The sequence below is a fragment of the Leptothermofonsia sp. ETS-13 genome, assembly GCF_049200465.1.
Classification (GTDB): domain Bacteria; phylum Cyanobacteriota; class Cyanobacteriia; order Leptolyngbyales; family Leptolyngbyaceae; genus Leptothermofonsia.
In genome coordinates, this window is the sequence record NZ_CP120836.1 from 2616619 (window position 1) to 2638367 (window position 21749).

The 21749-nt window shown below is 49.2% G+C and carries 24 protein-coding genes; 8 read left to right on the plus strand and 16 right to left on the minus strand.

Features of this window, described 5'->3' with window-relative positions:
- Window positions 1–159: 159 nt before the first annotated feature.
- From P4D80_RS11795 to P4D80_RS11810, 4 genes are all read right to left on the minus strand, one after another.
- Window positions 160–696 carry a Dps family protein gene (locus P4D80_RS11795; protein WP_421659339.1) on the minus strand — a complete coding sequence of 179 codons (537 nt, stop codon included), beginning with the start codon at window positions 694–696 and terminating at the stop codon, window positions 160–162.
- 334 nt (window positions 697–1030) lie between these two features.
- On the minus strand, window positions 1031–1639 hold the full coding sequence (locus tag P4D80_RS11800) for a sterol desaturase family protein (RefSeq protein WP_421659340.1): 609 nt from the start codon (window positions 1637–1639) through the stop codon (window positions 1031–1033).
- A 324-nt stretch (window positions 1640–1963) separates the two neighbouring features.
- Window positions 1964–2704 (minus strand): anti-sigma factor domain-containing protein, encoded by a 741-nt coding sequence (locus P4D80_RS11805; protein WP_421659341.1) that lies wholly within the window; start codon window positions 2702–2704, stop codon window positions 1964–1966.
- Window positions 2705–2712: 8 nt separating this feature from the next.
- Window positions 2713–3303, minus strand: a complete 591-nt coding sequence (locus P4D80_RS11810) for a sigma-70 family RNA polymerase sigma factor (protein WP_421659342.1) — start codon at window positions 3301–3303, stop codon at window positions 2713–2715.
- 539 nt (window positions 3304–3842) lie between these two features.
- Between P4D80_RS11810 and P4D80_RS11815 the strand changes: the two genes are divergently transcribed.
- The 3 genes from P4D80_RS11815 (at window position 3843) to P4D80_RS11825 (ending at window position 7538) form a co-directional block, all read left to right on the plus strand.
- Complete coding sequence (locus P4D80_RS11815; RefSeq protein WP_421659343.1) at window positions 3843–4601, plus strand: hypothetical protein; 759 nt, start codon at window positions 3843–3845, stop codon at window positions 4599–4601.
- Between the two features lie 149 nt (window positions 4602–4750).
- On the plus strand, window positions 4751–6598 hold the full coding sequence (gene sppA, locus P4D80_RS11820; RefSeq protein ID WP_421659344.1) for a signal peptide peptidase SppA: 1848 nt from the start codon (window positions 4751–4753) through the stop codon (window positions 6596–6598).
- Window positions 6599–6830: 232 nt separating this feature from the next.
- A complete protein-coding gene (locus P4D80_RS11825; protein WP_421659345.1) occupies window positions 6831–7538 on the plus strand; it encodes a PHP domain-containing protein in 708 nt (235 codons plus the stop codon).
- Between the two features lie 335 nt (window positions 7539–7873).
- Here the strand turns inward: P4D80_RS11825 and P4D80_RS11830 are convergent, their stop codons facing one another.
- The 7 genes from P4D80_RS11830 to P4D80_RS11860 form a co-directional block, all read right to left on the minus strand.
- Window positions 7874–8506 (minus strand): hypothetical protein, encoded by a 633-nt coding sequence (locus tag P4D80_RS11830; protein WP_421659346.1) that lies wholly within the window; start codon window positions 8504–8506, stop codon window positions 7874–7876.
- 37 nt (window positions 8507–8543) lie between these two features.
- On the minus strand, window positions 8544–8951 hold the full coding sequence (locus tag P4D80_RS11835; protein ID WP_421659347.1) for a hypothetical protein: 408 nt from the start codon (window positions 8949–8951) through the stop codon (window positions 8544–8546).
- On the minus strand, window positions 8857–9360 hold the full coding sequence (locus tag P4D80_RS11840) for a hypothetical protein (protein WP_421659348.1): 504 nt from the start codon (window positions 9358–9360) through the stop codon (window positions 8857–8859). Before P4D80_RS11840 ends, P4D80_RS11835 begins: the two co-directional genes overlap by 95 nt.
- Entirely contained in the window at window positions 9357–9845 is a 489-nt protein-coding gene (locus tag P4D80_RS11845; protein WP_421659349.1) for a hypothetical protein, read from the minus strand. The genes P4D80_RS11840 and P4D80_RS11845 overlap by 4 nt, the downstream gene beginning before the upstream one ends.
- Window positions 9817–10209, minus strand: coding sequence for a hypothetical protein (locus P4D80_RS11850; RefSeq protein ID WP_421659350.1), 393 nt, complete (start codon window positions 10207–10209; stop codon window positions 9817–9819). The genes P4D80_RS11845 and P4D80_RS11850 overlap by 29 nt, the downstream gene beginning before the upstream one ends.
- A gap of 189 nt (window positions 10210–10398) precedes the next feature.
- On the minus strand, window positions 10399–11667 hold the full coding sequence (locus P4D80_RS11855; protein ID WP_421659351.1) for a hypothetical protein: 1269 nt from the start codon (window positions 11665–11667) through the stop codon (window positions 10399–10401).
- 214 nt (window positions 11668–11881) lie between these two features.
- Complete coding sequence (locus tag P4D80_RS11860) at window positions 11882–12790, minus strand: AAA family ATPase (protein ID WP_421659352.1); 909 nt, start codon at window positions 12788–12790, stop codon at window positions 11882–11884.
- Window positions 12791–13115: 325 nt separating this feature from the next.
- Between P4D80_RS11860 and P4D80_RS11865 the strand changes: the two genes are divergently transcribed.
- Both P4D80_RS11865 and P4D80_RS11870 read left to right on the plus strand, forming a co-directional pair.
- Window positions 13116–14276, plus strand: coding sequence for a response regulator (locus P4D80_RS11865; RefSeq protein WP_421659353.1), 1161 nt, complete (start codon window positions 13116–13118; stop codon window positions 14274–14276).
- Window positions 14277–14359: 83 nt separating this feature from the next.
- Window positions 14360–15538: a glycosyltransferase family 4 protein gene (locus P4D80_RS11870; protein WP_421659354.1), complete on the plus strand. Its 1179-nt coding sequence runs from the start codon at window positions 14360–14362 to the stop codon at window positions 15536–15538.
- A gap of 100 nt (window positions 15539–15638) precedes the next feature.
- Here P4D80_RS11870 and P4D80_RS11875 read toward each other — a convergent pair whose 3' ends face one another.
- Window positions 15639–16007: an EamA-like transporter family protein gene (locus P4D80_RS11875; RefSeq protein ID WP_421659355.1), complete on the minus strand. Its 369-nt coding sequence runs from the start codon at window positions 16005–16007 to the stop codon at window positions 15639–15641.
- Between the two features lie 96 nt (window positions 16008–16103).
- Between P4D80_RS11875 and P4D80_RS11880 the strand changes: the two genes are divergently transcribed.
- On the plus strand, window positions 16104–16808 hold the full coding sequence (locus P4D80_RS11880) for a Mo-dependent nitrogenase C-terminal domain-containing protein (protein WP_421659356.1): 705 nt from the start codon (window positions 16104–16106) through the stop codon (window positions 16806–16808).
- On the opposite strand, the gene P4D80_RS11885 is transcribed toward P4D80_RS11880, so the two are convergent.
- A complete protein-coding gene (locus P4D80_RS11885) occupies window positions 16794–17678 on the minus strand; it encodes a CPBP family intramembrane glutamic endopeptidase (RefSeq protein ID WP_421659357.1) in 885 nt (294 codons plus the stop codon). The genes P4D80_RS11880 and P4D80_RS11885 overlap by 15 nt on opposite strands.
- A gap of 72 nt (window positions 17679–17750) precedes the next feature.
- The gene (locus tag P4D80_RS11890) at window positions 17751–18158 is read right to left on the minus strand and encodes an AbrB family transcriptional regulator (protein WP_421659358.1); all 408 of its coding nucleotides are present in this window, start codon (window positions 18156–18158) and stop codon (window positions 17751–17753) included.
- A gap of 693 nt (window positions 18159–18851) precedes the next feature.
- Between P4D80_RS11890 and P4D80_RS11895 the strand changes: the two genes are divergently transcribed.
- Complete coding sequence (locus tag P4D80_RS11895; protein ID WP_421659359.1) at window positions 18852–19922, plus strand: succinate dehydrogenase/fumarate reductase iron-sulfur subunit; 1071 nt, start codon at window positions 18852–18854, stop codon at window positions 19920–19922.
- Between the two features lie 2 nt (window positions 19923–19924).
- The gene (locus tag P4D80_RS11900) at window positions 19925–20107 is read left to right on the plus strand and encodes a chlorophyll a/b-binding protein (protein WP_421659360.1); all 183 of its coding nucleotides are present in this window, start codon (window positions 19925–19927) and stop codon (window positions 20105–20107) included.
- A 7-nt stretch (window positions 20108–20114) separates the two neighbouring features.
- Here P4D80_RS11900 and P4D80_RS11905 read toward each other — a convergent pair whose 3' ends face one another.
- Together P4D80_RS11905 and P4D80_RS11910 are read right to left on the minus strand one after the other, a co-directional pair.
- Window positions 20115–20570, minus strand: coding sequence for a PPC domain-containing protein (locus P4D80_RS11905; protein ID WP_421659361.1), 456 nt, complete (start codon window positions 20568–20570; stop codon window positions 20115–20117).
- On the minus strand, window positions 20563–21438 hold the full coding sequence (locus tag P4D80_RS11910; RefSeq protein WP_421659362.1) for a S1C family serine protease: 876 nt from the start codon (window positions 21436–21438) through the stop codon (window positions 20563–20565). The genes P4D80_RS11905 and P4D80_RS11910 overlap by 8 nt, the downstream gene beginning before the upstream one ends.
- Between the last annotated feature and the right edge of the window lie 311 nt (window positions 21439–21749).

Below are 21749 nucleotides of genomic sequence, written 5' to 3' on the forward strand. Positions count from 1 at the left end.
TTAGGCGATAGGTGATAGGAGATTACCTCTCACCTCTGCTTGGCGCTTGCCCCCTATTGTGTTTTTCGTTGAATTTGAACGAATTTGAACGGGGTGCAGGGGGAGAACCCCCACCTCCCTTGTTCACAAATTATCTGTAAACACTATAGTTCACGTGGACTAGTTGGTTGCGCTAACTGGCTCTTTCCGTACACCAACATCATCTGCCTGCACAGATTCACCTTCCAGGAAAGAGCGCAGCATCCACGCCATTTCTTCATGCCCTTCCATTAATCCAGTCAAAAAGTCCGCCGTACCTTCATCATGGTATTGTTCAGAACACTGATCAATGTGCTCTCGCAGATTACGAATGATGAGCTCGTGGTCATATACCAGCTTTTCCACCATTGCAGTTGCTGTTGGAATTTCCTGGTTTTCCTCTTTAATAGAGGCCATTTTCAAAAAGCCTTCTGCACTACCAACCGGGTAAAAGCCCAGCTGCCGGATTCGTTCGGCCAGGGCATCAATCGTTTCAGTCAGGGTTTCGTAATGCTCTTCCCACAACTCATGGAGTGTGCGAAACTGAGGCCCAATGACATCCCAGTGAAACTTTTTGGTTTTGATCAACAGTAAATACGCATCCGCCAGATCACGGTTCAACAAATCACAAACGCCTCGGCGTTGCTCTTCAGAAAGACCAATGTTTATCTTATGCATAATCAACCTTCTTCTGACGCGATTCCATCTACCAGTTCAACAAATTTGTTGGTAGAAAACATCAACCACGTGAGAGATGTAAAATATCAAGACGCTCAGCGTTAAGAAGGAGTGGATTACCTGGAAAGAATGTTTCCAGAGATTCTTTCGAGCAAATGACAATATAGCGATCCTTCTTGAAATTTGAACGGGGTACAGAGGTGGAACCCCTGTTTGGGGGCTTCGCCCTCCTTGTTCACAAACTATTTGTGAACGCTATACATTTCTTGATGCACTGTTGTAAATCTATTTGCCAACAAACGGGTTACCAACCGATGGAAAGGCAAATTCATCCTCATAGTAATTCATCCTCATAGTAAGGATCTTGAGTACTCAGTAAGCGATCCCATAGTGTGAAATACAATCCGAAGTGTACTTTATATTTGCGGTGATGGATCAGGTGATGGGTTGGGCCAATAAACCATCTTCCAAACCATCGGCACAGAAGTGAGGAAGGAAACGGTTCAAACCCCAGGTGGGTCAGAACTGACCACACTGTCATCGTTATAAGGACAGCGATTAAGGTAACAACATGGAGGGGAATCAGGAAAACAATACCTACAAAGAAACCTCCCTGAATGATCGCTTCTGGCAAATCGAAGGCAAAGGAGGTCCACGGGGTGGGGGTTCCTGATTGATGATGACCCCAATGTAGCCACTTAAATAGCAAGGGGTGGTGAAACGCTCGGTGAAACCAGTAAAAGTAAAGATCTTGAAGGAGCAACACCCCAACAAAGCTGAATCCGGCATACCACAACTCATGCTTGTGGACAGTGGTATGTAGAAGCGTCAATCCCGAATCGTAGGCTGACATGATCAACGTTGCACAAAGGGCAAAGAACATAGAGGACAGGATCGACAGTTCCATGTCCCGCCGGATTGACCGCCACGATACCGCTTGCATAGCCCTCTTTGCCTGGGCAGACGGCTTTCTTGCAAGCAAGTAGAAAAAACAGTACGCTCCTCCAGCAACGAGGAAATATCGGACTAGAATAATTCCGAAGAATACCAACCAATAAAACCGGAGCTTCTCTGGGATCAAGAAGAGAAAATGCTGTAATGGATCACCATTACTTTACAACCTGAAGTGGAGTATCTTTCAGAATTCCTCTTTCTGGGACAAAGAGGGGGTGTCAAAATTTTTGTGACCATCCTGGAAAGGAGTCGAGGGAGTCAGAGTTTCCAGGAAGTTGGGCGGTAATTTCCCTGGCTGTAATCATAAACTTGGCTAAAGGCTGCTGGTCATTACCATTGGGCCTTTGGGATTGGCTGGGGTGGGCAGCACTTCGATAGTGACTGCTAACCCGGTAATATTAGAGCTGGAAGCAAGGGGAATTTTGACAAACACATTGCCCTGAGAATTGGGTTCAAATTCGGCGATCGCCACCTTCTTTTTGCCATTTACAATTGCCCAGAGGCAGTAATAACGGTCTTCCGGTAGATTGGGCAGGTTTTGCAACACTAAAATGGCGGCTGGATGTCCTGGCGTGATCACCGCCCGCCCAGAAGCCGATGCCATCTGGGCCATGCCCTTGAGCGAAATGAGTTGGGTTTTGGGTTCTTGCAGCATCGCGATTAAGTCTCGCTGCTGGGCGACCTGAGCCTGGGTTGCACTCAGTTGACCCCTCAGTCGGACGTTATCTAAGCCGAGAGCCAGTAAAAGCACCGCGGCTATGCTGCCCCAAGTTACCGCTAAACGTTGCCAGCGCTTTTGGGGGGGAGAACGCCACCCTTCCTCATCCGCAGTGGCAGAGAGAATTGCCCCTCGTAGCTGGTCTGGTGGAACGGCCTCCGGCAAGGCATAGGGCATGGTAGAAAGAACTTCCTGGAGCTGCTGCACGTCGCCCATCAGCTCAGGATAGGTTGAAAAAAGTTGCCGCAAGGACTCAGCTTCTTCCGGGCTGAGATTGCCGAGGACATAGCCTGCGAGTAATTCCTGTAATTGTTCGGGAGGAAGCGATTCAGCCATACCTGCCATTACTCAATCAACGACTTAAGGTGGTCTCTCAGACTTAAGAGCCCCTGGCGCGACCAGGTTTTAACCGTTCCCAGGGGGATACTCAACCGAGCTGCGATTTCAGATTGACTAAGACCATCGTAGTAAGCTAGTTCCAGCACTTGGCGTTGCTTTTCCGGTAACTGAGCCAGAGCACTTCGAACATACTCCGATCTCTGGCTGAGAGAAGCCGACTCAAAGGGGGTGAGGGGAGGAGGAACGGTGGTCATCGTCTGGCTCCAGCGCTGGAGGAATTTGCGGTTACTGCTGCGGGAGCGGAGCCGATCAATTGCCCGCGATCGCGTCAGGGTCGTCAAAAAGCTACTGACGGAACCTCGGCCTGGTTCGTAAGTTTTTCCTCGCCATAGGTTGAGAAAAATCTCCTGGGTCAGATCTTCCGCTTCCTGCGGATTGGTTAACACCCTCAGAGCCAACCGATAGACGAGGCTGGAATAGCGATCGTAGAGAGCACCCAGTGCCGATTGCTGCCCCGCTTTCATTGCCAGAAACAGGTCAGTGTCGGTTGGTACAGGTTGACAGTCTACGCTGTTGTCAGCAGCGTCTACATCCATAGGGCTATTTATTAGAGTTTGTGAGTGGGTTCAGGTTGAGCCTTATCGCTTTTATATACGATTGAGCCAGGCGATCGGATTTTGCTATAGTTGTAAAGCAAAATAAGGCGTTCCTAATACTACCTGTGAGGGTACTGAGTGTGCCAAACCCTCCATGTTATTCTTGTTAGTCTAAGTGGGAAAGCCATTCTTATCTCAACTCCTGTAAAACATCCACAGGTGCTAACCCCAATGCTTTTGACAAAATTTCCTTAAACAGCCGCCTGTCATTGCAGGGTGCGAAAAGGCGTGTCTAGGGATAGGTCTACATAACGATTGAGAGAAGGATGTTCCAGGTTTAATCCTGAAAAGACGCCTCAAGAGGCCTTCTGAAACCCTGCGATCGCTTCATTGGGGCAGATGAGATGAGGAGACTTAAGCCCTAACTTTCAACCTGCAATTTTTTGGGAAAAATATGCTGCTTCGTTTACTGACTCTTGCAGCCTGTGCTGCTGCATTGGCATTAGGTTCCGTGAGACCAGCGCTCACAATTCCCTTCAATGACCGGGAACCATCGCCACCTCAAAATCCAAGACCACCCCGCCCACCCCACCCCCCAACCTCCCGTACCAGGTACCCTGCCCGTTACGATTCACCTGAGCAACTTCACCTGCCACAATGCCGATGAAGATAACTTCTACAGTAATGGTGATGAACCCTATCTCTTTGTGGCGGCTATCTATGCCGATGGTACAACCATTCAGCTTGCCAACCTAGCGAATGCAAAAGTGCGAATCAAAAGCCCCAGCAAAACTCACGGTAATTTGGGACGGACCAGAGTTAAGGCCAGGAATAGTTTTGCGATTCCAGCAGCAACAGGTCTTTTCTCGACCTCCATTCTGCCCATTGCTGGATTACCTGACAACCTTGGCAAAGAGAAAAGTACCGTTGGACTTATTGTGATTGCCATGGAAGAAGATGCGACCAAAACTAGCGCCGCAAATGCTGGGCAGCAAGCATTGGTTAACGTTTTGCAAAAAGAGTTGACCAATGCAGTCCGAACGGTGAGTGCACTAGATGTGGATACCCTCAGAACCAAGCTCTCAAGTGCAATTCGCCAGGCGATTAAGAAAGAGTCTTTGAGCAGCATTACCGGCATTTTTAGTTTTGTTGATCCCGATGATTATATTGGTGCCGACTTCGCCATATGGAGTTACCAGCAAATTGAGAATGCGGGTAGTCAAGGCATGCCCATTTCCATGAATTTTAAAAAATCTGGCGTTCATTACCAGATTACAGGCTCTATAAGGGCCTTCTAAGGCGATCGCGCTTCTCAAGTTTATTTTTGCAAGAGAGAGAAGTTGCTGCGGGACGAGATTGCCATCTCTTGCAAATGACACTGGCAAATTCCCGCCGATTTATTACAAACACAATCATAAGCGATTCGTAGGATTTCATTTGGCAGGAGATGAATTTACCTCCTAAGCTAGTAGCTACCAGCCACAGTCACCAGTTAACCATGCGCGACTTCTTAAAATATACTTTTGCCACTCTGCTGGGTTTGTTGATTTTTCTCGGCTTAAGTATCGGCGGTATCCTTTCTCTTGTAATGATGATCGCTTCCAGAGATACAGGCCTAGCAGTCAAAAATAAGTCGGTGTTAACCTTCGACTTGGCGATGAATATCTCGGATGCCCAGCGTGATTCTAGCACCCTTGAGAAAGCCCTATCCGATGATGAAACAGAAACCATCACATTACGGGCAGCACTGGATGCCATTAATCAAGCCAGTAACGATCCTCGTATTGTTGGCTTATATCTCTATAGCAGTACTGATATCGGTGGTGGTGCAGGCTTTGCAACCCTAAAAGAAGTACGGGAAGCATTGCAACGCTTTCGGGCAACCGGAAAGCAAATTGTGGCCTATGATGTAAATTGGCGCGAACGGGAGTATTATCTGGCTTCGGTTGCGAATACAATTGCCCTCAACCCCATCGGAACCCTCGAAATCAATGGCTTCAGTTCAGAAACAATGTTTTTTGCTGGGGCATTAAAGAAATTTGGCGTTGGGGTACAGGTAACACGGGTTGGAAAATACAAATCTGCGGTAGAACCCTTTCTATTAACCAAACGCAGTCCAGAAAATCGGCAACAGACCGAAACGCTCTTAGGCGATCTATGGAACGATTTTCTGACAGCAACCGGAAAAGATCGAAAACTCAAGGTTCAGCAACTGCAGACCATTTCTGATAATCAGGGCATTTTGATGCCGGACGAAGCACTCAAACTTCGCCTGGTGGACCGGCTGGCATACCTGGATGAAATTGTCACTGATTTGAAAAAACTGACTGACGAGGACGATGAGGCAAAGTCGTTCCGGCAGATGAGCTTGAAGGCCTATGCCAGAGTAGCGGAAGAAACCCTGGAGCAGAAACGAAGTTCTGGGGAGACGATCGCAGTCGTTTATGTAGAGGGCGACATTGTCAATGGTCAGGGGAGCAGCGGCCAAGTGGGGGGCGATCGCCTCGCCAAGCAACTCCGGCAGCTTCGCCAGGATGAGGATATCAAAGCAGTGGTGCTGCGGGTGAACAGTCCCGGCGGCAGCGTAGCGGCGTCTGAAATTATTCAACGGGAAGTGATTCTCACCCGTAAGGTCAAACCACTGGTGGTGTCCATGGGGGCAGTTGCGGCTTCTGGTGGGTACTGGATCTCGACCTATAGCGATCGCATTTTCGCCGAGCCCAATACTATCACGGGCTCCATCGGTGTCTTCGGCATCCTGCCCAATTTTCAAGCGCTGGCAAATAATAACGGCATCACCTGGGATTCCGTCAAGACCGGACGCCTGGCAGACACCTTCTCCCTTTCCCGCCCTAAGAATGCTCAAGAACTCGCTCTAATTCAAAAAGCGGTGGATAAGTACTACGACCACTTCTTAACTAAAGTTGCCGAATCTCGCAAGCTAGCAAAATCTAAAGTGGCTGAGATTGCTCAGGGAAGGGTATGGTCTGGGCGCAGAGCAAAACAACTGGGACTGGTAGACGAATTTGGAGGGCTGCAAGATGCCATCCGTGATGCTGCCAAACGAGCCAAACTGGGGGACAACTGGCGAATCGAGGAATACCCTAAAGCGCGCAGTCTGGAAGAACGCATTTTTGACAAACTAGCCGGTGAACAGGTGTTTGGTAAACCATCCCTCTCGAACCCTTTAGACAATGAACTCAGAAAGTTGCAAGAAGACCTGGCAGTTCTCAAGGCGATGAATGACCCACTGGGAGTCTACGTGCGGCTGCCGTTTAACTTCAGAATTGATTAGAAGCAGGGAAAGGAGGAGGGTCTGACTCCATAGTCTCTGAATAATCTCTGAAAAACCCTGTATCTCTCACCTTATCCATCTGCGATCGCTATTGATTCACCATAAAATCGTTATCATTCGCCCGTATCTGTTTAACTGCTTTTGATTCGGGAAATTGTCCTCAGACGATACAAATTAAAATATGTAAATATATAGACGAGACAGGCCAGATTCTTTAATTTCCGAGGCTTCTATGGCTGCTGAATTGGCTAGGTTTGAGACGTGCAATACACAGGCAGCTCAAAATGCATTGGCGCTTAGACGGGTTTTTGAAACAACCCATGCAGAAAGTTGCCCAACCCGCTACAACTTCCACATGCATACGGTTTGTTCTGATGGGAGGTTGCACCCAGAAGTATTGATGCAACAAGCGATCGCCATTGGCCTCAAAGGGCTGGCAATTACTGACCACCACACTATTAATGGGTATCGAGCAGCCCAAAGCTGGCTAGAAGAGTGGCAACAACAGCACCCTACTCGATCAGCTCCCACTCTTTGGACCGGAATTGAAATTAACGCCAATCTTCTGGATGTGGAAGTTCACATTCTGGGGTATGCCTTTGATCCCCGTCATTTCTCAATGGTGCCCTACTCGCTGAGCCGCTCTGCGATGGATGATGATTACCAGGCAGAGAATGTGATTGCTGCCATTCATGCAGCCGGAGGGCTGGCAGTACTGGCGCACCCCGCCCGCTATCGGCGATCACCCGAAGACCTGATTCCCGCAGCTTCCCGACTTGGTATTGATGGGGTGGAAACCTACTACGCCTACGACAATCCAAGTCCGTGGCGGACAAGTCCCCTGCAAACCATGCAGGTCAAAGAACTAAGCAAAACCTATAACCTCCTGAACACCTGTGGTACCGATACCCACGGATTAAGCCTGTTGCAGCGATTGTAGTGAGGGAGGATAGGAGAAGAGAGAGGAAATAAGGGAAGAGGGAAAAGGCGAAATTACTCCATCCTCCCTTCATCTCACGCTTCACTCGACTAAAAACCAAAAACCAACAACTATAGCTGTCGCCATGTTGCTCAGGACACTGATCCTAAAGGGGGTTTAGGGACTTCCGCCCGCAGCCAGGAGTAGAATCCCTGCACCCTGTCTAACGCTTAGAGCTATATAGCTCTAAGCGGGTGCGTTAGGACATTGGATTAGAGAGGGAGTGGGGGCTTCGGCCAGGGATTCCACCCCTGCATCCCGTCCTAATCATCATGACTACCGCTATAACAACTCTCTTAGCCTCTCCCCGGTGCCGAATCCTGGAAGAAAAGGTTGTCAGAAACTTGTTCTTCCTGGGGTTTCAAGGCAACCTTCTGGTTTTTTCGAGCATGGGGAATTTTCCCTGCGGCGACCTGTTGTTCATAAACGCCAAGGGCGCGGGCGATCGCTGTCAGCCTACGGTTTTGGTCATGTTCAATTCGGGCTTCACTGTTTCCCAATCCGGGGGCGTTCCAGCCATTCAGGTTAGGGTCCCAGTAAGATTTGACTCTTGCCCACAACACGGCGGCTTCTCCCTTTAGTCCCATATCATGGGCTTTTTTCAACCACTCCGGGTAACCCGGGTACCCCAAAGCCGCAAGGGGAGCCTGGTTCGCCAAATCAATTCCATTCAGTTCTTCCAAAAGCGTCATACTTAACCCCAGGGCCGCTGTTCGTTGCCGGAGTTTATCCGCCTGCTCTCTTAATCGTTTAAGTTGATGCACATCTGCTTCTTCAGGGGTTGAACAGTTATACTCCCGGCAGTGTTGAAACGAGAAACTACCCAGGTTCCACACACCATTGCCGGGGTCCCTGTGTCCCTGATAGGCACGAGTTTTGCTGCCATCAGGAGTACGAGTGCCTTCCGCATGACCCACCGTTCGTGCCACAAGGGAATCCGAGCCACCTCTGAAAATGTCTCCAAGGTCATTCGAGGATTTGGGCTGAGCAGGCGCGGGAGAAGAGGGGGGCAGGGGAAGCAGGAGCAGGAGGGGCAGAGGCAGAGGGAGTAGAGGGAGGAAAATTGAGAATATCGGGTGGACGATTAGCGGAAGAGGTCGGTGGCGATTCGGTCGGAGGAGAGGGAGGTTCAATGGGCGGGAGGGATAGGGGCGAATCCGATTCTGGAGTGGAAGGAAAGGATGGATCGGCTTCTGGAGCCGCTTCAGCATCGGCAGAGGAAGGAACATCTTTGGTAACAGAATCAGTAGTCAGAGGTTCGTTTTCTGCCGCTGTTATTTCAGGGGGACTGGGAAATATTCGGTGCCGCTTCAGGCTCTGGATTGGATTCGGGCAGAAATTCGTCGTTAATTGAAGGTACAGAAAATGAGTCATCGGCAGAGGTGGAGTCAGAGGGCAAAGAAAAGTCGATCGCCCCATTTTCACCTGCCGCATAAGAACGTGGCCCAATGCCGAGGGTGACTGCAAACAGACTCAGAATTGTAAACAACCCATGCACCCACAGTTTCCAGGACCTGACTGGCGCACTAGCTGCCGGAACCAGAATGGCTGGTTCGGGAATTGGTTCTGAGAAAATTGCTCCGTAGGTTCTTCCTGTAATAGTGACGATCGCCTCATCGATGAGGACCGGAGAAATAGGGGGTGGGGTTGTTAAATCTCGCGGTCTTTTCCTGGTCGATTGTTTGCTTGATTTTCTGGCTGATGATGGGTAGTTAAACCGTTTCTGGTTCAACCGTTTCCATGGCTGGGATGACAGAGTGGTTGGAAGCGGAGAGGCTTTCATGGTCGAGTAAGTGTTCGTTCCAAAATTTCTTTCGTGGGTTCTACAATCGCCCAGGTACCGTTGGGCTGTTTACGCAGGGTGGCAAATTCCAGCGATCGCCCCTTACCCAACACATCTCCCCGGTTAACCCGGCCCAGGCGTGGATTGTCCAATCCGCACAGGCGAAACAGGTAAGCAGGTACATCGGGGCTAGAGAAAATCAGGCAGTGTTTCCGATCCATTTGAACTCTGCCATCAAAGGGAGCATAGGCAGGGTTTCCTTCAAGGGCGATGGTAATATCCCCCAGTCCACCCAACACCAGCCGCCCGCCGACGCTATCGCCTGGTTGTAATTCCCAAGCCTGATACAGCTTGAGTTCAATAGGAGCTTCCGAGGGTGGTGTGCTGCATCCAACCAGAGCGAGCAGAGCAAGAACAATTACCAGACATCGGTTTGTAAACAGTGCTATTCCCCCCCTAGCGATCGCTGATACGGTACCCGGCATACTGGTCTCCTTCATAGAGAACGACAAGCCACGTTTGTGGATCAAACTCCAGGGGATAGGCTTCTCGTTGGGCTGGAACCCCCACTCGAATTTGTAAACTGGACAACTCGCAGTAAGGATCTCTGAGAATTTCTCGCACCTTTTGTTTGCGATCCCCCTCTGGCACTGTCAGCAGCCGTGTCAGTTGTGCTTTCGACAGTTTTGCCTGCGACTGCACTAATCGCTGACAGGATTCCCGCACACTTCTGCGACTACCCAAAGAAGGCAGAGCATGAAAATCCATCAGCAGCCCAACCGCCAGCAATGCCGCACCACCGGCCACAACCTGTTTGAGAATGACATTGTAGAATCTCCGTTTGTCCATCCTTCCTCCTGATATTCTGTGAACGCAGAACAAAATCTCCTGAGCGCTGTCAGGAATTGGCTCATTTCAATGAAATGACGAGTGGTAATGATGTTTTTCGGACAGATTTGCTACCGAATCCAGGTAGCCGTCAGCTATTCATCTAGCCACCCCCATCCTGCGAGTCCCGGCATATCACGGTATTGGGTATCAAAAAAGCTTCCCTCCCAGTAGGAGCCCCAGCATAATGAGAAACAAGCGGTAGACCGATACCGGTTCAGCTTTGGGTGCGAAAATCGCCAGGTAAACTGCCAGCGCGGCAGGAGCTAACATCAAACCGATAATCAGGGGTGAATAAGCAGAATAGGTCATCATCAGGAATTGAAACCCAACCCTTACCACTGCCGAAAGCACAATCCAGAGAACGGCATCTCCTAGTTTGTCTATCGGTTTTTGAGGCACTTGAAAGAGAGCCTGCAGGAGTCCCAAACGCTTTATCGAAAATTGGCTCTGAGGAGCGTAGTGAGGTTGGGGAAACTTCTGCCAAAATGCCTCTGAATGGGGTAATTGTGAATAACTGTTTCCGTTGAAGGTTCCGTTTGGCATGGAACTGCTTTCCCGATTGGTGAGATAGCGCAGAGCCTGAGCGGTTTCTGCGGCTTCCTGTACAGCTCGCTTGACGTTCTTTTGTGGCATTCCCTGCGGTTGGGTTTGAACTTGACGTGCTTGAAACTGGGTAGAAGGTTCCGGCGATCGCCTGTATTCGAGAATGGGGCTGGAATCCTGCAATCGCCGCAACCTATTTTCCCCCTCAGTCACGGTCCTGGGAGAATTCGTTATTCGCTGGGGTTCCTGAGCGATCGCCCCTGCCTGCCGAATCGTTTCCTCTAGCTCTGCCAGTAGCTGGTGAATACGCTCGGCTTGAATTTTCAGATTTTCAGTATCTTCATCGTCCAGCGCTGCCATCTGTAGCTCCTCCCCCTCGTCATAGGATCGGTTTGCCTGTTTAGAACCTTTTGAGGACTGCTTTATGCCAGGAGACGATCGCGTTCGTCCAGCAGGGGTAGCTTGAGATCTCATTTCTGGTTCATCATCGGGTTGTTCTTGCTGATATTGTGGGCGGGACCGTTCAGCTAGTATTTGATTAATTCGCTCTGCCTGTGCCTCTAGCCGCTTCAAATCATCCATAAACGGCTGCTGGTTCTCCCGCAATTGCCGAAAGGGAACCAGTGGCTTTTGCTTGGACGCCGGAGTTTGGGATTTTCGTTTAGAAGACGATTGCGACTTGCGCCGCGATCGCGACACTGGCCTGGTTTCTTCGGCTGTATCGAGCGCCCTTTCGGGCATTTCCACAATGCTTGCCTCACCCTGGCAATCCGCCTCGCTTGCGTCGAGCAGCTCCGAATCAGGCTGTCTGGCAAGGTTCATCTCAGTTCGCAGCGCACGGATGGCTTTAATGCGGGCTTGAAGTTCTTCCATGGTTGGGGGGGTAACCAGTTAGTTTAGCAGCAGGGCTAGCTCAGTGAAGAGACCCAGAGCATCACCCAAAAGAATGAATAGTACAATTGTACTGCTAAATTGCTAGTTGACAACCCCTTTTCTTGAGATTCAGTTGGATCCAGATTAAATCAATTGCTCCCAAACAGGACAGAGAGAAGATAAAGCTGAAGAGCATGCGATCGCCCAACCCTGCTTATGGAATTGGCACCAAGTGCAATAACCTTTCCACAATCGCCCGTGCCCGTCGTCCCCCTGCCGGAATCATGCGATGGGAAAGAACATAGGGCGCAAGATACTTCACATCATCGGGAATGGCATAATCCCGGTCTTCCAAAAAAGCGAGTGCCTGGGCCGCGCGAAAGAGGGCAACCGTACCCCTGGGGCTAATTCCAAGGGTAATTTCCTCATCATGCCGGGTTGCGCGAACCAGATTCACAATGTACTGTTGCAGCGACGACTCCACGGTTACAAGCGCCGCCAGGCGCTGAAGCTCCTGAATTTCCTGGAGCGAAATACAAGGTTGCAATTCACCCACATCCACTCCTGCCTGAAGCCGTTGCAGCATCTGTAATTCTTCTCCCTCTGTGGGATAGCCCAGCGACAACGATAATGTAAACCGATCCATTTGCGCTTCTGGGAGAGGAAATGTTCCCTGGTATTCCACCGGATTTTGAGTTGCAATCACAAAAAAAGGATTGGGAACTTTGCGAGTCACCCCATCAACAGTAACCTGATGCTCTTCCATCACCTCTAGCAGCGCCGATTGCGTTCTGGGAGTTGCCCGGTTGACCTCATCGGCTAGCAGCACATTGGCAAATACTGGTCCGGGTAGGAACTCAAACTCACCCGTGCGCTGATTCCAGATGTTGGTGCCGGTAACGTCCGTGGGTAAAAGATCAGGGGTGCACTGAATTCGCTGAAATCTCCCATCAATGGATTTAGCTAGAGATTTAGCGAGCAGCGTTTTGCCAACCCCTGGAACATCTTCCAGCAGCGTATGTCCCCCTGATATTAAAGCGACCAGCACAAGACGAATGGCGTCCTGTTTACCGACGATTGCCTGCCCCAAGTTTTCGATTAGTTGCTGAATTCGGTCTCTCATGCTGGTTGCGTTTCCGGCGAATTTGACGGGTGCTAACTCAGTGTGCCCTTTTTTCTCAGTCTTTGCTCCTGATGAAGCAGGAAAATCTCCGCAAAAATACGGGAAGTTTCTCTGGTAAATTCCTGACTCAGGCATCTATCTTGCTCCAGACATTCCGCCAAATTCTGCTCTATCCTGTTCAGGTTTTCGAGGGGTGCTTCCTCGGATATACCCTACCCTCTTTCTCCAGAATTCAGGGTAATTCCCATTCTTCCCAGTGTTTGGGAATGATTAGACTTCGGGCAACAGGAAAATTTTTAGAACAAATCAGTCGATATTCTCGCTAATGACTTCTGCATCTATCGGATACGCGAATGCCGCCCGTACCCTGGCATCGTTGACTCAACAGCGGGCAACGGGTGAGTTGACGTTTAGTAGTCGGGATCTCCAGTGGAAGCTGTATTTTTTCCATGGCCGCCTCGTTTATGGGACGGGTAGTCTGCACCGGGTGCGACGCTGGTACCGGACAGTGAGGCAGGTTTATCCAAACTTGAAAGTTTCCTGTGTTCCCCAGGAAGAGCCCTGGGAGTACCATTTGTTGAGTTATCAGGTGACACAGAGCCATCTCAGCGTTTCACAAGCTCAAACCATCATCAAAGCTAGCTTGCAGGAGGTGCTGTTTTCATTGGTCAGCAATCCGGTGCTTACCAGTGATTGGTACTCAATGCAGCGTTTTGCGCTGAAGGATAATGCAGCTCTCAGTTTACTGCTGTCGTCGTCTCAGGTAGAAGAGGTTTTGGAGCAATCGCAAACCCTCTGGAAACAATGGAAAGCTCTGGAATTGGATGCCCTCAGTCCCTACCGTTCTCCCATTCTCAAACAATCTTTTTTAGACAATCAACCCGATGGAGTACCGCTACCCGATAAACTCAATCCATTTCTGACCGGGCAACACACCCTGTGGGATATCGCTTCCCACGCTCAACGCCCCATTACAGCCGTTACCCGATTTATTTTGCCCTGGGTTCAGCAAGGGGCGATCGCCCTCGAAGAAGTGCCCGATTTGCCACCTCTTGCTGGACCAACCCAGTGCCCCACGACTGCCGTAGGCAGACGAAAAAGACCAGTCATCGCCTGTATTGACGATAGCCCAACCGTTGGCCAGGTTCTGGCAACCATTTTGGAACCAGCAGGTTACCGCGTGGTAAATATACAAGATCCGTTATCAGGGATTGCCACCCTGGTTAAACACAAGCCTGACCTGATCTTTCTTGACCTGGTGATGCCCGATACCAGTGGCTATAACCTCTGTAGCTTTCTACGTAAAACACCAGCCTTTCAAAATACCCCAATCATCATTCTCACCAGCCAGGATGGATTGATCGATCGCACTCGTGCCCGCTTAGCTGGTGCTTCTGACTTTTTAACTAAACCTCCAGAGCCCCAAAATATGATTAGCCTGGTACAGAGTTATTTAGGAACCGTGATGCCAGTCAGTCGCCTGTAATGATATAGCCTTTTTCAAGGTGCGAGTTACAGTAAAGGTACTCTGCACCTCAATGTACCTTAATACCTCCCGCACCTCATCAAATGAAAACCGCTATGGGGTATGGAGGTGGTGCACAACTGGCGGCAGGCGACGGGCAAGGGTTACCCTCAATCATCTGTTGCCCATTGTCCATTGCCTATTGCCCATTACCCATGTCCATTCTGATTAACCTGTCCTCAGTTCTTCCCCAACCAACGGGGTTGGCCACCTACAGCCTCAACTTAGTCAAAGAGTTAGGGGGGTTAGATGCCGATATTGTAGGTCCGTTTGAACTGCCCGGACATCGATTCCATCGATCGCCCCCTGACCTGACAGCAGAGTATGGATTGAAAGGTCATTTGAAACGCCTGTTTTGGACTCAGTGTCAGATTCCTAGACTGTATCACCAACTGGCTTCCAGGCTATTATTTTCCCCAATTCCCGAAGCCCCCCTGGGTTCGCGTTGCCGCTGGATCGTGACGGTTCACGATCTCATTCCACTTCGCTTCTTTCAACGGCTTTCTCCTGCCCGTTTGTATAACCGCTACTACATCCCTCCCGTTTTGCAACAGGCCCAGCATATCCTCTGTAACTCGAAAGCCACAGCCAACGACATCATCCATTTCTGCCATATTCCAGCCAGCAAGATTACTCCCATTCCACTGGCTTACGACCGGGAAAACTTTCGCTTTCTCAACCTGCCAACCCAGAACTATTTTCTGTACCTGGGGCGTATGTCTCCTTACAAGAATGTGCAGCGGCTGATTTCTGCCTTTGCCACATTGCCTCATCGGTCAGACTACGAACTGTGGTTGGCAGGACCCTCCGATCAACGGCAATTACCTACCCTCCAGACCCAAATTTCAGAATTGGAATTGCAAGCCCAGGTCAAATTTTTGAACTATGTTGCCTACACAGATTTGCCAATCCTCATGAACCAGGCGATCGCGTTAGTCTTGCCCAGTCTGTGGGAGGGGTTTGGATTGCCCGTCCTGGAAGCAATGGCCTGTGGAACTCCGGTGATTACCTCCCACCTGGCTTCCCTGCCAGAGGTTGCTGGAGATGCGGCAATTCTGGTTGATCCGTATGATGTGGGAGCGATCGCCCAGGCCATGTATCGGGTGGCCACCGAACCCGAATTACATTCCCAACTGCGTGCAGCTGGCCTGGCCAGAGCCAATTTATTTAGCTGGAAAAAAACAGGGCAAGAAACCCTCCAGTTGCTTTACAGGTATCTATAGTTGGAAATCGACAGTTGGAAATCGACAACAGATGAGCAAGCGGGGAATAGAAGCCCGAAGGCATAACTCATCCATCCATCCGCCCTTTCCCTGCAATCAACTATTTCTTCCACAGCACCAAAACAACTCCAGAAACAATCAGCCCCAACCCAATCAACCGACTTAACGGGATGGCTTCTCGAAAATAGAAATAGCCCATCAACACCGAAAAGATGTAGCCAATGGCAACCGCCGGACCCGCAGCACTCAAATTTACACGAGTTAATAGCAGAATGTAGAGAACCGCACTCAACCCGTAGAGAGCCAGACCAAACACTAGCTCCGGCGTAAACAGAATACTCACAACATGGCTGAGGGCATTGTTAGTATCCACCCTGCCCAGTTTGAGGGCACCCATCTTCAGAAAAAGTTGCCCCGCACCTGCCGTAAAGACTGTGATCAGCAACAAACCAAACTCGTATAGAGTCACTGGAAATCCTTACATTCAGTATTTCAGTCTTCCAGTTTACAGCTTCGCCAGATAGATAAAAGGCTAGAATCAACCCAGAATGTGATATCGATTGATATGACTCAGATGACTAGCACAACTCAATCTCCCTACACAGATGAACAAATTTCGGTCTGGTTGAGGGGTTTATTGACGATCGCCTGGTCTGATGGACACTTTGACCTGGAAGAGCAAAACCTGATTAGCGCCCTCACTCAGCAAACATTGAGCGCCACGGATAAATCAACCGCCCTAGAACCCGTATCCTCCGAAGAACTTGCGATCGCTTTGGGGCGTGACCCCAGGACAGCAGAGAACTTTCTCAGAACGGCGGTGATGGTTGCTGTAGCCGATGGAGCCTATTCCTTCTGTGAGGATGAGCTACTTCAAAATTACTGTCATGCCCTGGGTTTGCGATTAGAAATCCTGGAGGTTCTGCGCTCGACTCTGTGCGACCCTGCTGCCGAACAGCAGACTGCCGAAGCAACCCCTTCAACTTCAGAATTGAATTTACCCCAACCGCATCCAGATGTGCTTCACCCAGTCAAAGACTGGCTGGATCAGATGGAGATTCACGATCCTAAGTTAGCTCGCTTTCTTTGCAAATTGATCCCCTCTCAATGTCCGTTTGAACGAGATATCAATTTATTTGGGCGCAAGGTGGCTCATATTCCGCCCCTGTGTAAGCTCAACCCCCTTTACGAACAACTCGTTAGTCTGCGGTTCCGCGCCCTCTCCTATCTGGCAGACGAATGTGGTGAGGATGTTTCATCCTACAGCTAAACCACCGTTGATGTTACCCAACCCCCACACAACAGTGGCGGTTAATAGAAGGAGTAAGAGTCCCATAACTCCTGCTAATGGTTTTCCTGATAAACCCGTCATCCACTCCAGGTTACGTTCGCTGTAATGAATGGACTGGGTAGAGTCCAGGCTTGCCATAATCCCTATCCAGCCAGCGTGTAACCCGATCGCCAGCCCCAAGCTACCCCCATCGGCCCAGCGGGCCAGAACCAGGACGATTCCCATCAATCCCAGTCCCGGTAACTGAGGAATAGCCTCTTTCCCCTCCCAAACAAGGTGGAGCACAGAAAAAATGAGGCTTGAACCGACCCCAGCTAGCCAGGGAGAAAATGCTAACTGGAGCTGATTCAGCAAAAATCCTCGAAAAACCAGTTCTTCAACAAGACTTACCACTAACCCAATCAAAAATGTAAGCGGCAGGATGCTCCCCAACAGCCTCCATCCAGGGGGGAGCCAGATAACCCATCCCATTCCCCCTTCCAGGGCAAACAGGAGCATCACTCCCAATATTCCCAGGCTCAGTCCAATCACCACGGATTGCAGAACTGAAAGGTCCCAACTCAACCCATAGGTGGAAAATGGAATTTTTTCAAGCCAGGCAGCGCCCCACAGAATCAGGGGAGCCAGAGCATAAAGCGATAGAACCAGAGGAAGCTTTTGCTGAACGGTCAACGGGGCTGGTGGGCGCCATTGAAAGAGGATTGACAGCGGGATTGCGATCGGCAACCACGAAACAATCCAGACCAGAAAAAAAATGCCAATGGAAGAGATCGCGAAACGTCCCTCTAGAAGATTTTCAAATAAGCTTAATGACTCAAAAATAATCATTGCCAGAGCAGATTTCTGCAAAGGAAACAACTCTTAAAAGGAACCCTGCCCCCTTAAAAAGTTACTTTTAGTCAGATTGATTTTCTTCTCTATCTACTCATCTCGCGAGTAGGAGCCATTACTATCACCCTTACTACTGTCGAGTTGAATAAGGTGAATATGCTTATAGCCGAGCTTAATTTCAAACTCATCTCCTGGCTTTAATCCCATCGCTTGAGTGTAGGCTGCGCCAATTACGATTTGCCCATTTTTGTGGACACTAACCCGGTAGGTTGGCTCACGACCACGACCATCTTTTGAGCCTTCTGGGCTCAGTGGAATTCCTCTCGCAGCCAGTACAGCATCATAGAAGTCTGTGAGATTCACGCGAGTCTGGTTGTTTTTGGTGACCGTGTAATAACCACAGCGCTTGGCTGTTTCTCGGCGGGGCAAATGGGAAAGTTCTTTTACTTTTTGAAGCAGTGCTTTTCCAGTGAGCGGGGTTGTTACAGTTTCAGTCATCTCGATAGCCTGAGAATTCCGAGAGGATAAAGGTAATGAACAAGTCAGGACTGTTATCCTAGCATTATAAAAAATATATCCTTTAATCCCTATAATTTGACAACAATTTTTGCAGTATCTTTCTCGCAGTTTTGACTCATTTTCCGTTTCTTCTATAAAGGGAAGCGTCAAATGATCGATGAATTCTAAGGAGTTACGAGAAAGGTTGTTGCTGTGGAGAATCTTATTTTGTTCAACAGAATTGTTGTCCCCAATGAATTTAAACCCAATTAGGGTGATGACTACTGTATGCTATGCATTTCGTTGCAGATGAGGGAAAAAACTGGAATTATTTAACTCGGTGGATGAACTATGAGATAACTTAAACAAATATAGCGGTCCTCTTTGGATTGTGAAAAAAGATTCGGCAGGAATCCTTTTTCACAAAGCCTCTCAATCTCACGACTGATTTAGGACGTCTATATAAAAATAGATAAATCTAGAAAATATAGTTCCTTTTGTAATATGAAAAGTTAACCTCCAACCTGGGATTGTGGCTCAAAGATTGCCTAAAGGGTCAGGTGTGCCACTTTTAAAAAACTATTAAAGAGGTTGATAAATGCCTGGGGGTGTGGTTTCAGGAATGTTGTTTTCTTCTACAAAGAGGGGCATGGAACGTCTAGACTAGAGGTATGAACATAGGTACGATTAAGGATGCAAGTTCGCTTCAAAATTCTTCGCCAGGCTCCAACTATCCGTCCGCAGGTTGAAACTTATACACTTGATGTTGAGCCCAGTTCCACAATTTTGGACTGCTTAAATCGTATCAAGTGGGAACAGGACGGCACGCTGGCATTTCGTAAAAACTGCCGCAATACCATTTGTGGTAGCTGTGCTATGCGGATTAATGGGCGTTCTGCCCTGGCCTGTAAAGAGAATGTCAAAAGTGAGCTGGTCAGGTTGCGTCAGATTGCCGTAAGCAAGGTGTCTGAGAATTCCTCCCCGCTCAATTTAGAAGAAAGTCCAGAAATTACTCTGGCACCGATGGGCAATATGCCAGTCATTAAAGACCTGGTGGTGGATATGCACAGCTTCTGGGAGAACCTGGAAGCGGTTGATCCTTATGTCAGTACGGCTGGGCGGCAGGTACCTGAACGCGAGTTTTTGCAAACACCCGAGGAGCGATCGCGCCTGAACCAATCTGGCAACTGTATTCTTTGCGGTGCCTGCTACTCAGAATGCAACGCCCGTGAAGTGGATTCCAGCTTCGTGGGTCCCCATGCTCTGGCAAAAGCGTATCGAATGGTTGCTGACTCCCGTGATCAGCAAACCGAGGAGCGACTAGAAAAATACAACCAGGGTACCCAGGGAGTTTGGGGTTGCACTCGCTGTTACTATTGCAATGCCGTATGCCCGATGGGGGTTGCTCCCTTAGATCAAATTGGCAAAATTAAGGAGAAAATTCTAGACCGCAAGAATGCTCAAGATAGCCGCTCGATTCGCCACCGCAAGGTTTTGATCGAACTAGTTAAAAAAGGCGGCTGGATTGATGAGCGTCAATTTGGTTTACAGGTGGTAGGAAATTCCTTCCGCGACCTCAAGGGGTTGTTGAGCCTGAGTCCCTTGGGGATCAGAATGATCGCCAGTGGCAAGTTTCCGATTCGGTTTGAGTCATCGGAAGGAACAGCAACGGTGCGATCGCTGATTGAATCGGTTCAGAGCCTTGACCCTGCTCAACAAGTCGAAGACGCTACAACTGATACCCCTGAACCCGTAGGTGGCTAACCATGAGTTCTGAAATGCCTCCAAAACAATCTGTCGAACCTGCTGATTTACCGGAACCTGCCTTTGGCTGGACACCCTACGCTGAGCAAATCAATGGGCGCTTCGCCATGGTTGGCTTTGTCGCTCTGCTGGTGCTGGAATTTTTTACCCATCAGGATTTGATTACCTGGTTGGGGCTGCGATGATCCCTGGTCATAAAACCTTCAAAACATACCAGCCTCGACCTTGACGGCGAGCCGCCCTAACCCTTATGCAGTACTCACCATCATCAGGTAAATTCACTGCCAGCGAGGAGTCCTGATTCCCTTCAAGTTCGTCATCGTTTTCCTCCACCAGCTGTTTCGCTGGATTAAGGAGTTGAAGGAATGCATCGAAGTTAGGGCTGACCAATGTGATTGTTATTGGTTGCCCTTTATAACCTGAGAAGCAGTGGTCCTGATAGAGATAGCCCTTAGAATCACGTCTGCTATTAAAAAAATCGAGCACATCCGTTTTTCGGAGAATGAAGGATGAAGCTTTCAGATTGTATTCCCCGACCTGATTAGGCTTTTGAGAAGTGACCCAAAGCTTATAGCCACCATTTTGTCGGAGTGTCAGACTGATTTTTATGTCATTGCCATTCAGCTTACTGTTAAGTGCTTTACTCATTGATCAGGGTTACATAGGGGGCAAAATCCTGACTTCTTATAGCAATTGAGAGCGTTTGCCCAATCCACCCCTGGAAAGTATAAGGATCTAGAAAGAATGGAGCGTTATTATCCATCAAATCACTTCTTTCCAGCTTACCGGTTACCATTTGCCCGTTCAGCACCAGTTGCAAAGGAGGCTGCTTGGGAGGCAGTTGCTTAGCACTTTCCACAAATGGCAGAATGTGAGTTACTGGAACCGCAATGCCAATCCCATCAAACCGCTGATCCGGTTTAGACACTGCGATATTGACGCCAATCATTTCAGCTCTGGCATTCAGCAGAGGTCCCCCTGAATTTCCAGGATTGAGAAGTGCATCCGTAAAAATTCGCCCATTTTGTAAATCGCTTTGACTGAGCAAACCTTCGGTAACAGTTTGCTCATCATTCTTAGGAACGATACCTGGAAAACCTACTGCAAAAACTCTTTGTGCCTTTTGCAGGGGATTGGTTAAACAGCGTGGAGGGGGAGAGATAGTCGGTAAACCAGCCCCGTTCTGAATCTTCAGCAGTGCTAAATCGATCTGGTGTTCCAGGGAAACTACGTTTGCTTTTAGTGTTCGACCATCTTGTAACCTGACATCCACCAGATTCGCATTGTTAACGACATGAGCCGCCGTTAAAACAAGGCCATCAGAACTAATGATGCTGCCCGTTCCCGTCCCCGTTCCCGTAATGACGTGAACCACCGCAGGACTTACCTGTTGACTGACCCAGGTTCCTAATCCCCCACTCCCATAGATTGCTTCTACATAGCGGGATTGAAGATTTTTTCTACGACACTCTAAATCTTCAGGAGCGACAGAAGTTGCTGCTACAGCACCCAACACTCCTCCTATCAGAAAAACTGCCGCTAAGGGAATTATTTGTTTTTCAAGTAGTCTTTTGTGAATTAAAGTAGGCATTGCATTTTGTTATTGAATAGCTATAGCAATACTCCTATAGATCAGGACGGGGTGCAGGAGTTCCACCCCTGGCTGGGGGCTGCGCCCCCACTCCCTCTCTAATTCCAATGTCCTAGCGCACTCGCGTAAAGCCATACAACGTACTGCGTGTAACCGATAGATAAAACTGCAAGCAACCTTCAGGAAACTGCTACCTGGTAGCAACCTGCGCGGCTGACAAAACCTTAGAAATTTTT